Raw genomic sequence first — 15848 nt, 5'->3', positions numbered from 1 at the left:
GGTGTACGTATACCCGCCGGGGTGTAATGTGCCCGCGGTCTTCCTGGTAACTGTGTCATTTCGTCGAGTAGTGGAGAGTGTAGTGAAGCAACCGATTATATACTGGTTTCGCCAGGATCTCAGGCTGCATGATAACCCCGGTTTACGGGCGGCGGTCAAAACCGGGCATCCCATTCTCGCTGTCTACGTGCTCGACGATGAGACGCCGGGTCAGTGGTGCCACGGTGGGGCGGCCCGCTGGTGGTTGCATCACAGCCTGGCGGCATTGCAGCAGACGCTGAAGGACAGAGGCGGTCGCCTGATACTGCGGCGGGGTGCGGCGCAGGCTGAACTGCTGCGCCTGGTGGACGAAGTTGACGCCTGCGGCGTGTATTTTTCACGCCAGTACGAGCCCTTTGCCGCGCAGGTTGAACAGGGTCTGCATGCCGAATTGTCGGCCCGTGGTATTGAAGTCAAGCGCTTCGGCGGCTATCTGTTGTTCGAGCCGGAACAGTTGCGCACCCAGGCCGGTGAGCCGTTCAAGGTGTTTACGCCATATTGGAAGGCCTGCTTACAACAACCGGCTCCCGGCCCGGCCCGGCAGGTGCCGCGGCATATCGAGTTCTGCCGGCGCCGCCTGAGTGCCGGCCGGTTGCGGGATTGGGACCTGTTGCCCACGGCACCGGATTGGGCCGGCGGTTTGCGCGAGAGCTGGACCCCGGGCGAGGCCGGCGCCCAGCAGCGGCTGCGTGATTTTTTGCACGAGGGGCTTATCGGTTACAAAGTGGGCCGCGACCAACCCGCCCGGGCCTCCACCTCGCGCCTTTCGCCCCATCTGCACTTTGGCGAGATTTCAGCCCGGCAAATCTGGCACACGCTGCAGCGCGAGGCGGTGACGACTCCGGGGGCTCAGGACGATGCCGGGCATTTTTTGCGCGAAATGGGGTGGCGGGAATTCTCCTATCATCTGTTGCACCACTGGCCGAGCCTGCCCAGCCAGCCGTTTCGGCGGCAGTTTGACGCCTTTCCCTGGCGCAGTGACCGCCCTGCGCTGGCGGCCTGGCAGCGGGGTAAGACAGGTTATCCCCTGGTCGATGCCGGTATGCGCGAGCTTTGGCATACGGGTTGGATGCACAACCGGGTGCGCATGATCGTCGCCTCGCTGCTGGTGAAAAACATGCTGGTGCCCTGGCAGGAGGGCGAGGCCTGGTTCTGGGATACGCTGGTGGATGCCGACCTGGCCAACAACGCCGCCAGTTGGCAGTGGGTGGCGGGCAGTGGTGCCGATGCCGCGCCTTATTTCCGCATCTTCAATCCGGTGACTCAATCGCAGAAGTTCGATGCTGAAGGGCAGTATATCCGCCGCTGGGTGCCGGAACTGGTTCAGTTACCGGATAAGTATATTCACGCGCCCTGGGAGGCGCCTGCAGAGGTGCTGGCGGCGGCCGGGGTCAATCTGGGTGGGAACTACCCGGCGCCGGTGTTGGATTTGAAAGCGACCCGGCAACAGGCACTGGATGCTTATGCGGCTATTCGTTCGCAATAGCGCAAGCTCCGGTAATGACGGATTCGCCGCTACAGGGTGCCTTGATGACCCCTGATAGAGGGGCTGTCTCTATTTTTCCTCGTTGTTACTCGAAGCTGACACTTGCGGTGGCAGGGTGCGGGGACGTAACTTCAGTTGCGTCCCCCTCGAGAGGGTCCACTCCCCTGTGCTAACAGCACCGCTCGCAGAATACTGCAGGAGTGGTTCTAGCATAGGGTAGTGGCACCATTCTACGGGGACGCAACTGAAGTTACGTCCCCGCACCCTGCCGCCGGAAGAGGTGCCGGTTGGCGGTAACGGGATTCCCCGCGCTGACCCTGCACCAGACCCGCTCTGCCGGCGACCGTCGCAGTCTCGCAACAATCACAGTCAATCACCAAGCCCCAAAAAAGCCCCGGCAACTTTTAGCGCTGGACAGGGGCGAATCATCGATTTAGTATAGATATAAACATATGTCAATATGTTATTAAGGCTAAATGGTAGTAGTTACTAAAAAGACTAATTAACAATAAATCACAGCACAGTTGCAGCGGGCCGGTATCAGGCCGGACCACAGGGGCGGCAGCACTTTGCGGGAGGTAGCGACATGAGCGACACTTTTCAAAAAACGGTATTGATATCCTCAATGACACTGGCGATGGCCGCTGCCCACAGTGTGGTTATGGCGCAGACCGGGGAGGGACTGCGCTCCGAACTGGAGGAGATCACCGTGACGTCCCAGCGCCGGGAGGCCTCTTTACAAGAGGTCCCGGTCGCCGTCACCGCACTGGGTCCCGAGGATATGGAATTAAAGCAGGTGGCCAATGTGCGCGATCTGCAATACCAGGTACCCAATATCAGTATCGCCACCAACACCGGTACCGCCAGCGGCGCCCGGGTATTTCTGCGCGGTGTGGGTGAGGACGAATCGAGAGTCTCCGCCGATCCCGCGGTTGGCATCTACGTAGACGGCGTCTATGTAGGCCGCCAGGTGGGTGCCCTGTTCGATCTGGTGGACCTTGAGCGCATCGAGGTGTTGCGGGGACCGCAGGGCACGCTGTACGGCCGCAACTCCAACGGCGGCGCCATCAAGCTGGTCAGCAAAGCGCCGCAGATGGCGGAAAACACGCTCGAACTGAAAGCCACCGTGGGCAGCGACGATCGCATCGACGGCCGCCTGACCGGCAACCTGGCCCTGTCCGACAGTACCGCGGTCAGGGCGACGCTGCTGAGTAAGAGTCGCGACGGTTTCCATACCCTCAACCCCAACGGCGCCCTCGCCGATCGGGCCGGGACCAATGTCGGTGAAGTGGATATGCAAGCGTTCAGAGTGGCGCTGTTGCACGATTTTGACAGTGGCTGGAGCGCCAATCTCGCCCTCGACTACACCGGCGACGACTCGGACCCGGTGCCCGACAGTATCGCGCGGTCTGCCGATGCCGATAACGATTTGTTTACCATCGAACCCCTGCCCGGTGAAGACAATGTCTGCGCAGCCGATTCCACCACCCTCGGCTGCTTTACGGGTTACTCCAGTGAGGTCGAAACCCGTGGTGTGACACTGAATATTGCCGGTGAAATTGGCGAGTACTCGCTGTCGCTGCTGACCGGGTACCGGCAGATGGAGGATGATCTGGCCAGCAGAATTGGCGCTCTCTACCTGCAGGAGACCGATCAGGACCAGCTCAGCCAGGAGATAACCCTGACCTCCAACGCCAGCGGGCCGTTCAACTTCGTGGCCGGCCTGTATTACTTTACTGAAGATGTGCAGTTGGATTCAGTCTTTTTCCTGCCGTTTGCGTTGGGGGTTGAGACCGACGCCTTTGCGGTTTTTTATAAAGGCACTTACGCGATCTCCGACACGCTGACCGCAGGCGCCGGAGTGCGCTACACGGACGAGAGCAAGGACCTGGATGCGGCCAACCTGGGCATCCCCGGTTTTACCCGCAACGAATCGGTCGATTTTACCAACACCACCTTCACGCTTACCCTGGACCAACAGTTTAGTGAACAGGTCATGGGGTATTTGTCCTATTCCACCGGGTTTAAAAGCGGTGGCTGGTCACCGGACTGCTTCTCCGCCACCGCCTGTTTTCTACCGGTCGACGAGGAGGAACTGGATTCGTTCGAAGTCGGTATCAGAAGCGACCTGTTCGATAACCGCTTGCGCCTGAACGCCACCTATTTTTTCAATCAGTACGATAATCTGCAGATTGCCGGCACCGTTCCCGGGCTCGGCTTTACCCGTTTTAATGTTGACGAGACGGAAATCAGCGGCCTGGAGTTGGAGCTGGTGTTCAAGGCCACCCAAAACCTGACACTGAACGCCACCCTCGGCACCCTCGATGCCGAATACACCAAACTGACCGCGGGGCAGGCGTCGGGTTTGACCAATGCCGGTACCAGCCCCGGTTGCCGCAATGTGCCGGCGGTGGGCGAGCCGGGCCGCGATGCCGGACTGATCGCCTGCGCCCGCGACCTGGATTTAAAAAATGCGCCGGAGCTCAAGGGAACGGTGGGGCTGGTCTACACCGCAGCCGTAGCCGGTGGCGTTTTGACGGCGGGACTGGACCTGGCGTTTGAAGACGAGTCGTTCAACCTGGTCGCCAACGCACCGCCGCATGCCGAGGTTGATGTCGATACTCTGGTCGACGCCCGCATTGCCTATGAGCCCGCCAGTGGCGCCTGGCAGTTGGCTATCTGGGGTAAGAATCTCACCGATGAGGAGTATGCCCGCGCCGCCACCGCCCCGTCGTTTTCGCAGTATGCCGCCGATCCCCTGACCTGGGGCGTCGACTTCGGCTATCGTTTCTAAGGCCGTCGGGCATGGCTGCCGCCGGCGTGCGCCGGTGTTTTGTCGACGGGGAATACGGCCAGCTGCACCTGCGGGTAGCCGGTCGGGCGACAGCCAAACCGGCCATCGTCTGCCTGCATATGGTGCCCAAGTCGGGTCGCTCGTTTGCCAATGTCATGCCGCTGCTGGCGCGCGACCGCCTGGTGTTGGCGCCGGACTATCCCGGTTACGGCGAGTCCGACCATCCGCCCGCAGCGCCCGAAGTCAGTATCGAAGACTATGCCCGGGCCGTCTGGCAGGTGGTCGATCACTGGCGGCCGGGGGCGGTCGATTTTGTCGGTTATCACACCGGTTCCATGGTGGCGTTGGCCGCTGCCCGCCAGCGGCCGGGGGCGGTGGCGAAGATAATCAATATCTCCGCGCCGATCTTCACCGCGGCGGAACTCGAACAGTACCGCCGCTACTTTGCCCCCATAGCGCTGGATACCGGCGGCGAGCGTTTCCGCGTTATGTGGGAGCGCATCATGCACTACCGCGGTCCCGGTATGACGCTGGCAATGGCGGCCGATTCGATGGCGGAAAACCTGCGCGGCGGCGATCACTACGAGTGGGGCCACCGCGCGGCCTTCAACCACGCCGAGGCCTACGTCCGCCACCTGCGCGAGCTGCAACAGCCGCTGCTGGTGATGAATATCAACGACGATCTCTACGCGCACAGCCGCCGCGTGGATACGCTGTTGAATAACGGCGAGCGCCGTGACTTTCCGGATTGGGGTAATGGCTTTCTCGATGTCCGGCCCGAGCCGGTGGCGGCGACGATGCTCAATTTTTTCGATGCGGCGTTTTCCAGGCGGAGTAAAGGCAATGACTAATCCCTTGCAAGATCTGATGCCGTCGGTGCTGGCGCATGCCGGTACCTGGGTGGGCAGTTATCGGCATATCGACAGCGACGGCAACACCCTCGACTTTCACCGCAGTCGGGTCGAATGCGTGTTTCCGGAGCGCGGCCCGGTGGTGTACCTGCAGAAAAATCAGTTTACCTGGGAAGACGGACGCTGCTATCGGGTCGAGTTTGGCGGCGTGTTGCGGGACGGTCGAATATACTGGGATACGGAGACATTCCGGGGTTGTGGGTGGGCTGCCGGTGCGCAGGTCTTTTTACTCGATCTGGAAAGGAAGGACGAGCCCGGGGCCCGATTCTATGAAACCATCGTCATGGACGCCGGCCAAGCGTCCCGCGCCCGCACCTGGCACTGGTTTAAAGACGGCCGCTGTTACAAACGCACGCTCTGCGATGAGCGGCGGCTAGACTGACTTGGCGGCACCACGGAGGCGAGAGAAGTAAAATGAAACGTTATTTTCCCTGGATCATGGCGCTGGTGGCCTGCCTGGCGCTGTGGATCAGCAACGGGCTGAGTATCTCCGGTCTGTCGGTGTTCGACGAGGCGTTGATCAACGAGTTTGGCTGGGACCGCGGTGCGCTCAAGCTCAACGGTTTTATCACCCTGGCGGTGGCCGGGCTGGTGGCCCCGTTTGCCGGCATACTGATCGACCGCTACGGCGTGCGTATCTGTATGATCATCGGCTGGAGCTTGCTCGCCGGTGCTTTCTACTTTTACAGCATGATCACGTCGCTGGCCGGTCTCTATGCCATCCATGTGGTGTTGGGGATTGTGCTCACGCTCTGCGGTCTCAACGCCGCTGTGATCCTGGTGTCGCAGTGGTTCGTCAAGCACCGGGGCCTGGCTATTGGCATAGCGCTGGTCGGCACCAGCCTGGGCGGGGCGATAATGCCGCAGTATGGCACCTACCTGCTGACCAAAATGGAGTGGCGGCAGGCGTTTCAGGCGGAAATCGTGTTTCCGGTGCTGATGCTGCTGGTGACGATCTTTATTGTGCGCAACAATACTGGCGGCAGTGACGCCGGTGTCAGCGCTGCCGGTAGCAGCAACGTCGATACCAACAGCGCCAGCGAGAATATCAGCAGCAACTCCAGCAACTCCAGCAAAAACACGACTACTAACATCAGTGACACCCCTGTTCGCGCGGGTGAGGCCGGGAACAATACTGCGGGCGTCGCCACCGGCATGTCCTATGGCGAGGCGTTGCGCACCCGCACCTTCTGGGCCATCACCGCGGTCGCCATGACCACCTTTTATACGGTGCTGGGGGCCCAGGCTCACTTGTTTTTGCATATGCGTGACCTCGGTTTCACCGCGGCACTGGCCACCCATGCGCTGTCGGTGTTTTTCGGTTGCGCGCTGGTGGGCAAGTTTATCTTCGGGTTGCTGGCCGACCACCTGGACGGCAGGAGGGTACTCCTGGGTAACTTTATTGTCATGATTGGCGGTGCCGTATGCCTGGCCACGCTGCAGGCATCGCTGATCTGGGTGGCGGTGGCAGCTTTCGGCTTCGGCTGGGGCGGCGTCTACACCCTGATCCAGCTCAACGTCGTCAATGCCTTCGGTCTGAAAGCCGCCGGTAAGATACTGGGCACCATAACGGTGCTCGATGCGCTGGGTGGCGGCCTCGGTATTTGGTTGACGGGAGTGATGTACGAGGTCTATGGTTCCTACGACCTGGCTTTCAAGCTCTTTGTGGTGTTGATTGCCCTGGCCATGGTGGCCATGACGCAGATGAAAATCCAAGCGCCCAAGCAGGCGACATTGGCGCCCGCCGCCTGAGGTCGTTTGCGGCTGTTGGCCGCCACTGTTCTGCCGGCACTGATTTTTGTATAGAATCGCCGGCTTTCACTCGGTGGTAAGTTAACGGCTATGACAAGTTATTCGGCGTTTCGCCAGGTTGCCCTGGTCAAGGAAGTGGAGTCCCCGGAAAACCCGGGCGCATTGGAGCGGCGCGTGGCCCTGGTGCCGGCGGATGTCGAGCGGTTGTGTCGGGCCGGGCTCAGTCTCTATGTAGAGCACGGTGCGGGCGCCGGCGTCGGTTTCGACGACGCCGACTATCAGGCGGCCGGCGCGATACTGCAGGACAGCGACGCCATCTACGCCGACAAAGACCTGGTGATCAAGTTCAAGGGGCCGTCGCTGGACGCCATCGATCGCATGCGCCCCGGCAGTACGCTGTTTTGCATGGCCCATTTCCACTCCTATCCCGATCGCGCCGAACGCCTGCAGCGGCGCCGTATCAATGTGATTGCCATGGAAGAAGTGCTGGAGTCGCCGAAACACACCAGCGACGCCACCATTCTCAGTCGCACCGCCATGGCGGCGGCACTGCAGCCGTTTATCGCCAACGGTACCATTCAATACCTGGATGTCAGAGTCATCGGTTGGACGTCGGCACTGGCCGGTTGTATCCGCCGGGCCGGCAACCGCAGCCCCGCCACCCTGCAGGTGCTCAGCCGCCGCTTCGATATCAGTGATGCGGATGTCAAAGGGCCGACGGCGCTGTACTTCTACGATTCCGAGAGCTTCGACGATGCCGGGGGTGTGTTGGCCGAACTCAGGGATGCCGGTTGTCGTGTGGTGGACCGGGCCGACTTTGTCGCCACCGAGGGGGCGGCGGCCATCGAAAAATACCGTGCCACCCACCCGCCCCATGAATTCGGCCTGCGCCGGATTCAATGCTTGCACGAAACCGGCCAGGCCGGTGCCCGCTACGGCTTTGAACTGCTGCGCCGGAGCAAACCGGGGCTGACGCCGGCGCAGGCCAAGGTGGTAGTGCTGGGCTATGGCAATGTCGGTAGCGGCGCCATCCGCGAAGCCTATGATCAGGGAGCCGAACGGGTACATATACTGGGTCGCCGCCACACCGCCCGCGGCGCTATCGAGCACTACCTGCGCGATGCGGACTTGATTATCAACGGTGCCGAACAGCCGCCGGAGCTGCGTGGCAAGAATTTCCTGATCAGCCGCGCTCACGTTAGCGACCTGATTCCCAAGGGATCGGTCATCATCGACCTGGTGGGGGGGAGTCCCACCAATCGCAGTCCGGTGGAAAGCGTCGTCAGTTGCACTTTTCTGACCGATCCCTATTTCGAGGAGGCGGGTGTGCTGATCTCGTCGCTGTGGGGTTGGCCCATGATGGGCATGATGCGCGAGACCGCCGTGCGTTACAGCAGCCAGATTACCGAGGTGCTGATCGGCCGCGAGCAGTTGGTAGCCGGCGGCCTCGATGCCCTGGCGCCGGGGGTGGCGGTGGCGCTGGTATGCGGACCCTTCAGCGCGACCTGAGCGCCAACTGCCGCTCGATCCAGGCCTCCGACGCCCGTGCCCGTTGCCACTGCGAGTATTCCAACCGCAGGCGCAGCTTTGAGGTAAGGCGGTGCCGGTCTGTGTCGATGCACTTGCCGGCGGCGCAGGTAATCATATGGCGTCCCCCTGCATAGTCCTGCTTTACGATCCAGATTGCCGGCCGCAATCCCGCCAGCCGCAGGCGCCCGTAGGCGGCAAATGCCAGATCATCGCAATCACCGCTAAAGGGTGCAAAACCGCTGGCCAGTCGCGGCCTGTCATTACTGCCTTGTCTGATAAAGGTGAAATTGGTGCGCAGATCAGCGTGCACAGAGGCCAGTGTCTCCAGCGGGCCGGCCCCGGCCGGCGACGCTGTCAGGGCAACCACCACTGCAGTGACTGCCAGGGCGACCAGCATTGCTGCCGATCCAGTGACGTTTTTGGAGATGGGGGTCACGATTAATGGGAGGACGGTTTGTCGCCAGGTCTGCCCAGAGCCGATATGGCTGCGTAAATAGCTCATAAGTGTCTCCCTCCGATAGATTGTGGGAATCGTTGTAGAGCTTTATATTTCCGCAATGGGGCTGCTCTGACCATCCTGATAAATAGATATATAAGCGAGTTTTTCTCATGAATAGATATTCGGCCAAAGCGCTGCGGGTACAGCAGTGCTCCGCCCAAATTGCGGCGGTGCTGGCAAGCGGCAGTTTCTCGAAGGCGGCGGAGCTGTTGGGTCTGCACCAGAGTGCGGTCAGTCACCGGGTCAAGGCGCTCGAAGCGGCGCTTGGTTACCGCCTGTTCGAGCGCACCACCCGCCAGCTGCGGCCGACGCGGGCGGGCCAGTTGCTGGGCACGGCAGCGGCGGCGGCCCTGGCGGAGGTAACCGCAATCCTGGAGCAGATCGAAGCGGACAGGGAGGGGGCTGCGCTACGGGTGTCGGCGCTGGCATCGGTGACAATGAAGTGGTTGATTCCGCGTCTCGGGCCCGACAGCGGTTGCGATCTACAGATCTCCCTGTACGCTCAGGATCAGGTCGTCGACCTCCTTGGCGGTGAGGCGGATGTGGCGCTGCGCTTCTCTGCCGAGCCGCCGGCCGGTCTCTACGCGCAGCGCCTGACCCACTGTTGGCTGCGCCCGGTGGCGAGCCCGAGCTATATTGAGACCCATCGCCTCAACCGCCAACAGCCACAACTGGCGGGTCTGCACCTGTTGGCCGATCGCGGCGACGAGGTGCTGACAGATCAATACGGCTGGCAGGCGTGGGGCGCAGCCCATGGCTTCGCACCTGACAGCGCGGCATCCGTCACTTACTTCGATCGCGCCGATCTGATGCTGCAGGCGGCTATTGCCGGCTCCGGCGTGGCGCTGGGCAGGACCCTGTTGGTGGAAGACGATATCGAGCGGGGGTTTTTGGTTTACCTGGGTGCCGAGCTGCCGGTGGCATTTTCTTACTGGATTATCTGCACTTATGAAACAGCTGAGACACGTTCTTTCCAGGCGCTGGCGCGTTGGCTCGTGCAACAGGCCGGATCGGTTGCGAGGTAAATGCGGGTCCGCGTTTCTGTTGGCGCGATTTATTTTATCATCACATCTGTTTGGCAAAACTTTTACGCGCCACCGTTTAATTGCTAATCTGAAACGGTTGCATATTGCCCGGTGGCTGCGCAAAATGAGTGGCCTGAAAAGAGTCGAGGCTTAAATGATGAGAGGAATCTGGCCGGTGACAGCCTGTCGTTTTATTTTGTTAGTGCTTGTGACCGTGCTGCTGCCGGCTTGCGAGAGCGCCTATTATGGTGCCATGGAGAAAGTTGGCGTACACAAGCGGGATATTCTCGCCGAGCGCATCGAAACCGCTCGCGATGCACAGGTGGACGCCAAGGATCAGTTTCGCTCCGCCCTGGAGCAATTTCTTGCCACCGTGTCTGTCGATGGCGGCGAGCTGCAAAAAAAGTATGAGACACTGAACAGTGCTTTCGAAGACAGCCGCGAGAGTGCCGAGACAGTGCGCCAGCGCATCGAAGCGGTGGAATCTGTGGCCGAGGCGCTGTTTGATGAGTGGCAGGACGAACTGGCGTTGTATAGCGACGGTTCGCTAAAACGCGACAGTGAACGAAAAATGCGCCAAACCCGTTCCCGCTATCGACAGATGTTGACGGCCATGCATTCGGCAGAGGAAAAAATGGCGCCGGTGCTGGAAACTTTCCAAGACCAGGTGTTGTATCTGAAACACAACTTAAACGCCCGTGCTATTGCGGCGATAAAAACGGAGTTCGGCAGTCTGCAAAATGAGGTGCGCGTCCTGATTACCCGAATGGAATCCTCGATCAAAGAAGCTGAGGCATTTATCGATACACTCTCCGAATGAACCGCGTGTATCCGCAGACAGAATTCGCGCGCGGCGGTTTGAACACTCGGAGACCCCCATAAATTTTTACTGATGTCAGGGAGAATGATATGACTACCACATGCACACGCAACCTGCGCGGGGCCCTGTGCCTCGCATTGGCGACCGCTCTCAGCGGCCCGACGCTCGCCGCCGATCATCAGGCCGAATTGCAACTGGGCATCGGGCGCTACTTTTTTGACAGCGACCGCGATCTCGACGATGCCAACCATATTAACCTGGGACTGGGTTACGTGCTGAATCGGGACTGGATGCTTGAGGGACGCCTGGTTGATTTTGACGCCGATGCGGAGCGCGGCGGTATCGACTTCGACGGCCGTCACTACCACCTGGACGCGCTTTATCACTTCTCGCCTACCGGTAAATGGCGGCCGTTTATCATCGGCGGTCTCGGCGCTGTGGAATTCGATCCCGACAACGGCAGCGCGATTGAGGAAACCCTGCTCAACCTGGGCGTCGGGGTCAAATATGCACTGAGTGAACGCTGGCAACTGCGCGGCGATGCACGTCTTTACAACAGCCTCGATGAGGAAACCCTCGATTACGGCCTCAACCTGGGCTTGAGCTATCTGTTCGGTGTCAAACCCAGAGCACCGGCGCGGCCGCCGGCGCCGGCCGATGCCGACGGCGACGGCGTTTATGACAGCGTTGATGCCTGTCCCGGCACCGCGCCCGGTGTGCGGGTGGACGGGCGCGGCTGTGAGGTGGTGAGACCGGTCGACAGTGACGGCGACGGTGTCTACGATCGGCGCGACCGCTGCCCCGACACGGCGCCGCGTTTGAAAGTGGACGGCAGTGGTTGTCCCATTACATTGACAGACACGGTATCGATCGACTTGCGAGTCAACTTCGATACCAACAGCAGTGTGGTCAAACCGGAATTCTATGCAGAAATCAAACAGGTGGCGGACTTTATGGCGCAATACGCCAATACCGTGGTCACTATTGAAGGGCATACTGACAATCGCGGTGCCGCGTCATACAACCAGGCGCTGTCGCAGCGCCGTGCCGAGGCTGTCGCCAGGGTGTTGACCGAGCAGTTTGCGGTGGGTGCCGAGCGGGTTCGCGCGCTGGGTTATGGCGAGGCGCAACCGATTGCCGACAACGATACGGCCGCAGGACAGTTGGCCAACCGGCGGGTGGTGGCAAAAATCAGCGCCGAGGTGGAAACCCAGCAATTGCGTTAATGGTCGCCCCCGCCCTTGTGTTTGGGGTGGGGGTGAGCCAAAATAAAGTCGATAAGATTCTTCATTTTTTTACTTACCGTGAGTTCCTACCTGAAGGTTAACATGATGAAAAGATGTATATCGGTTTTAAACCGACTGGTTGTGTTGAGTACGTTTGTGGGTTTTGCCGCGATGTCCGGCGTAGCGGTTGCGGGCGACGCCGCCGCCGGCAAAGCGAAGTCGGGGACATGCGTTGCCTGCCATGGCCCCAAAGGCATCAGCCCCAATGATATCTGGCCCAACCTGGCGGGGCAGAAGAAGGGCTACCTGGTAAAACAGATGAAAGCGTTCAGAGACGGTCAACGCAAAGACCCCGTCATGTCGCCGATGGCGGCCGGCCTGTCCGATAAGGATATCGAAAACCTGGCGGCTTACTATTCCGAAATGAAGTAAATAAATAACACCCGTGGCCCGGTCCTTCGTCGCGGACGCGGGCCGATCCGGGCACCCCCGCGTGCCGGCCAAGTTTACTTATCCAGCCTGCTATGAATGAATCCGGCAATTCTATTGAGGGCGTTATCTTCGACCTCGACGGCACCCTGGCCGATACCAAGCTGGATTTCGCAGCCATGTGCGAGCAATTGCAGGTACCGGCCAGCACTCCCCTGCTCGAGCATATAGAGGGCCTGACGGATCGCCGCCAGTCCGAAATTGCCCGCGACCTGCTGGAGCAGCACGAAATGTCGGGCGCCGCCTGCGCCGAGTGGATGCCCGGCGCGCAGCAGATGCTGGAGCGGCTGCATGCGGCAAATATGCCCATGGGCATAGTGACGCGCAATATGCGCGCCGCGGCGATGCTCACCATCGAGCGCCTGGGCATTCCCATCGACGTGGTGATTACCCGGGAGGACTGCCAGCCAAAGCCCCACCCGGAGGGGCTGCTGAAAATCTCGTCACACTGGTCCATTGCCGCGGAAAATATTGCCTATGTGGGCGACTACAAATTCGATCTGCTCGCCGCCAACAGCGCCAATATGCTCGCCTGCCTGATTGCCAATGGCAGGAATGCCAAGTTTGCAGCGCTGGCGGACTGGGTGATCACGGATTTCTGCGAGTTTACCGAGCGGGTGTTGGCCCGGGAGTCGATATGATTGATATCAACGGCATTGCCCATACACAGTTGACAGTCAACGATATGGCGCGCAGCAGGGTGTTTTATCGAAAACTGTTGCATGAAACCTTCGGCATGACCATTCAATATGATGACGCCCAGGTTTTTTACTGTATCGGCGGACGCACCGGGCTGGTGATCACCCCGGCGGAAGAGCAGTACCGGGGCGAGCGCTTCAAGCAGCGGCGGGTCGGTCTGCACCACCTGTGTTTTCGGGTGCGGGCGCGGGAGGATATCGACAAGTTGTACCAGGTGCTGATCGATATGGAGGCAACCATCGTGCACCCGCCGGAGGCGGGGCACTGGGCGCCCGGTTACTATTCCGTGCTGTTTGAGGACCCGGACGGTATTCGGCTGGAGGCGAACTATGTACCGGGCCGGGGTAACCTCGATGTTATCGACGGCGAGCCGCTGCCGGTGCCCGACGATATGGGTGGTGACCCCAGTCGTTAACTATCGAGGCACCGGCTTTTATACGCCGAGAAAAGGCGCCAGCGAAATATAGGCGATCAGGGCGACCAGCCCCAGGTAGACCAGCGCGCGCAGCGGCTCTTTTTTCCATCGGTCCCAGAGCGTTTCCGGCCCGTCGCGGTCCAGTTGTTCACGGTATTCGGCGCGCACGCGCAGCAGGCGTTCCTGTTGGTAGTTGTCCAATAGCGCCTTGGCGGTATCCAGTTGATCGGCGTGCTGCAGCCAGATAGCGGCCAGGGATACGCCCCAGTTACCGGCGGAGGTCTCGTAGTAGTCGATATTGTTTGCGGCCAGCAGGTTGCGGATATCGTCGGCCTCGTCGTCGGGTACGCCGTTAAGCTTGATTAATAATGTGCTCATGAGGTTCTGCTTTTTGTTGTCGGCATAGACTTGAACCGGGTTGCTGCGGGACTGGCGACCCTGCGGACGATCGGGATTCGGTGGCTATTTTAACCTGAATCGCGGTTCAGGGAATAAAGAAGACTGGCGCCGGCGAAACGCCGGCGTGGTTTTTCCGGGAGACAGATAACAAACGACCCGGCCGCTGCCGCAGGCAGGCCGGGCTGTTTAGTGCTTTTCTGTTAGGTAGATGTCAGTTCAGATAATCAGAACCGGCGACCGATAAAGATGCTGTAAACGAACGGATCAATATCGATATCGACATCAAGCTTGTTGCCGTTGTCGAAGTCTATGTCCGCAGTCGTCTCGATATCGATCCACCTGATCGATGCGTTGACCAGCCACTTGTCATCGATCTCATAGTCCACACCGAATTGCAGCGCCACACCCACAGAGTTATCCAGGTCCACATCGCCGCCGGTCAGTCCCAAATCGGCGAGCGCCGCGTCGGCGGAGCTGGTGAGGTCCTCCTCGAAAAAGAGCGTATAGTTCAGACCGGCCCCTACATAAGGGGTGAAAGCCGTGCCGGTGTCAAAGTGGTAGACAGCACTCAAGGTGGGTGGCAGGTGATCGAGTTCGACGATATTCAGGCCGTTCAGCGCACCCTTGCCCGATGCCGTATGGGTAAAAGGTGTTGCGGCAAGCAGTTCCACGCCCCAGTTACTGGTGAGCATATAGGTCGCTGTGATACCGAGTTGGGTATCGTCATCGACCTCCACCTTCGAGGTGTTGCCACCGAGCACCAGCGTATCGCCGTTGAGTTTTATATTGGAGCTGCTCTCGTCAGGGGCCACCATGGTAGCGCCGAGCTTTACGATCCACTCACCGGGTTCATAGGCGCCGGCCTGGGCAATAAACAGCGACAGCGTCGCCGCAGATACAACACCAAGTGCTTTACTGGTTACTTTCATACATTTCCCCACATCTTTGTCATGTCTATAGCAGGCTTTATTAAACCGTGAATCCCGGGCCCGGTTATTGATCTGGATTAAGTAAAACGTGCCGTCGGCAACGCGGCAGCGAGGATGCATGACAAATTTGCACAGGTGTACCGGTTGAATCTGCCATGGCGGCAGCCGCTGGTGAGGTGAGAGGGTTCGCGGGGTTGCTGCACGGCTTCCAGGCGGCGCTGGCTTTTTGAGCGGGCTGATGCCTATAATCCGTGGCATGAAATCAAACAGCTCAAACAATGACGAACAGGCCCTGCCTTTGACGGGGTTGGACAGCACGGACGTGCGGATTCTGGAGATACTGCAGGCCGACGGCCGTATTTCCAACGCGGACCTGGCCGAAGCGATTGGCCTGTCCCCCTCGCCGTGCCTGCGCCGGGTCAAACGGCTGGAGAAAGAGGGCATTATCGCCGCCTACAGCGCCCGCCTGGACACCAAAAAGCTGGGTTGGCATGTGTCGGCATTCGTCAGTATCAGCCTCGGGCAGCACGGCCAGCCCGATGTCGACCGCTTTCAGGCGGGCATTGCAGAGCTGCCGCAGGTCACCTGGTGTTATGCGCTGTCCGGCTCCAACGATCTGCTGCTGAGGATCGTGGCCGAGGACCTGGACGGCCTGTACCGGCTGATGGTCGAACTCGGCGCGCTGCCCGGCGTTAAAGATATCCAGAGCAGCGTCGCTATCCAGGAGCTGAAAAACAGCCGCAGTTTACCGTTGGGCGGTGCGGTGTAAACTAGTGCTTTGACCAATAAAGATTTTCACCCAAAATGGGTTTTGGTGTCTTAGCCGACGCGGTCT

General features: G+C 60.0%; 16 protein-coding genes. 13 read left to right on the top strand and 3 right to left on the bottom strand.

Annotation, left to right across the window (positions count from 1 at the left end):
* Window positions 1-82 precede the first annotated feature (82 nt).
* The 6 genes from FKG94_RS18195 to FKG94_RS18170 all read left to right on the top strand — a co-directional run bounded on the left by FKG94_RS18195 (window position 83) and on the right by FKG94_RS18170 (window position 8491).
* Window positions 83-1525, top strand: coding sequence for a cryptochrome/photolyase family protein (locus tag FKG94_RS18195; RefSeq protein WP_142928354.1), 1443 nt, complete (start codon window positions 83-85; stop codon window positions 1523-1525).
* A 586-nt stretch (window positions 1526-2111) separates the two neighbouring features.
* Entirely contained in the window at window positions 2112-4319 is a 2208-nt protein-coding gene (locus FKG94_RS18190; protein WP_142928353.1) for a TonB-dependent receptor, read from the top strand.
* 11 nt (window positions 4320-4330) lie between these two features.
* On the top strand, window positions 4331-5170 hold the full coding sequence (locus FKG94_RS18185) for an alpha/beta fold hydrolase (protein ID WP_142928352.1): 840 nt from the start codon (window positions 4331-4333) through the stop codon (window positions 5168-5170).
* Complete coding sequence (locus FKG94_RS18180; RefSeq protein ID WP_142928351.1) at window positions 5163-5612, top strand: hypothetical protein; 450 nt, start codon at window positions 5163-5165, stop codon at window positions 5610-5612. The genes FKG94_RS18185 and FKG94_RS18180 overlap by 8 nt, the downstream gene beginning before the upstream one ends.
* A 32-nt stretch (window positions 5613-5644) precedes the next feature.
* Entirely contained in the window at window positions 5645-6982 is a 1338-nt protein-coding gene (locus tag FKG94_RS18175; RefSeq protein ID WP_142928350.1) for an MFS transporter, read from the top strand.
* Between the two features lie 90 nt (window positions 6983-7072).
* Entirely contained in the window at window positions 7073-8491 is a 1419-nt protein-coding gene (locus tag FKG94_RS18170) for an alanine dehydrogenase (protein WP_142928349.1), read from the top strand.
* Here FKG94_RS18170 and FKG94_RS18165 read toward each other — a convergent pair.
* Window positions 8478-9014, bottom strand: a complete 537-nt coding sequence (locus FKG94_RS18165) for a hypothetical protein (protein WP_142928348.1) — start codon at window positions 9012-9014, stop codon at window positions 8478-8480. The genes FKG94_RS18170 and FKG94_RS18165 overlap by 14 nt on opposite strands.
* 107 nt (window positions 9015-9121) lie before the next feature.
* Between FKG94_RS18165 and FKG94_RS18160 the strand changes: the two genes are divergently transcribed.
* The 6 genes from FKG94_RS18160 to FKG94_RS18135 all read left to right on the top strand — a co-directional run bounded on the left by FKG94_RS18160 (window position 9122) and on the right by FKG94_RS18135 (window position 13685).
* Entirely contained in the window at window positions 9122-10036 is a 915-nt protein-coding gene (locus FKG94_RS18160; RefSeq protein WP_142928347.1) for a LysR substrate-binding domain-containing protein, read from the top strand.
* Between the two features lie 154 nt (window positions 10037-10190).
* Window positions 10191-10856: a DUF2959 domain-containing protein gene (locus tag FKG94_RS18155; protein ID WP_246125238.1), complete on the top strand. Its 666-nt coding sequence runs from the start codon at window positions 10191-10193 to the stop codon at window positions 10854-10856.
* Between the two features lie 89 nt (window positions 10857-10945).
* Window positions 10946-12082 carry an OmpA family protein gene (locus FKG94_RS18150; RefSeq protein WP_142928346.1) on the top strand — a complete coding sequence of 379 codons (1137 nt, stop codon included), beginning with the start codon at window positions 10946-10948 and terminating at the stop codon, window positions 12080-12082.
* A 105-nt stretch (window positions 12083-12187) separates the two neighbouring features.
* Window positions 12188-12514 carry a c-type cytochrome gene (locus FKG94_RS18145; protein ID WP_218943577.1) on the top strand — a complete coding sequence of 109 codons (327 nt, stop codon included), beginning with the start codon at window positions 12188-12190 and terminating at the stop codon, window positions 12512-12514.
* Window positions 12515-12606: 92 nt separating this feature from the next.
* Complete coding sequence (locus FKG94_RS18140; protein WP_142928344.1) at window positions 12607-13212, top strand: HAD family hydrolase; 606 nt, start codon at window positions 12607-12609, stop codon at window positions 13210-13212.
* The gene (locus FKG94_RS18135; protein ID WP_142928343.1) at window positions 13209-13685 is read left to right on the top strand and encodes a VOC family protein; all 477 of its coding nucleotides are present in this window, start codon (window positions 13209-13211) and stop codon (window positions 13683-13685) included. Before FKG94_RS18140 ends, FKG94_RS18135 begins: the two co-directional genes overlap by 4 nt.
* A gap of 18 nt (window positions 13686-13703) precedes the next feature.
* Here FKG94_RS18135 and FKG94_RS18130 read toward each other — a convergent pair whose 3' ends face one another.
* On the bottom strand, window positions 13704-14063 hold the full coding sequence (locus FKG94_RS18130) for a DUF6164 family protein (RefSeq protein ID WP_142928342.1): 360 nt from the start codon (window positions 14061-14063) through the stop codon (window positions 13704-13706).
* A gap of 245 nt (window positions 14064-14308) precedes the next feature.
* Entirely contained in the window at window positions 14309-15013 is a 705-nt protein-coding gene (locus FKG94_RS18125) for an OmpW/AlkL family protein (RefSeq protein WP_142928341.1), read from the bottom strand.
* A gap of 256 nt (window positions 15014-15269) precedes the next feature.
* Here FKG94_RS18125 and FKG94_RS18120 point away from each other — a divergent pair, with 256 nt between their 5' ends.
* Window positions 15270-15782, top strand: coding sequence for an Lrp/AsnC family transcriptional regulator (locus FKG94_RS18120; protein ID WP_142928340.1), 513 nt, complete (start codon window positions 15270-15272; stop codon window positions 15780-15782).
* The last annotated feature ends 66 nt before the right edge of the window (window positions 15783-15848 follow it).

This window comes from Exilibacterium tricleocarpae (assembly GCF_007004655.1).
GTDB classification, from domain to species: Bacteria; Pseudomonadota; Gammaproteobacteria; order Pseudomonadales; family Cellvibrionaceae; genus Exilibacterium; species Exilibacterium tricleocarpae.
This window is presented reverse-complemented; position numbering and strand designations above follow the sequence as displayed.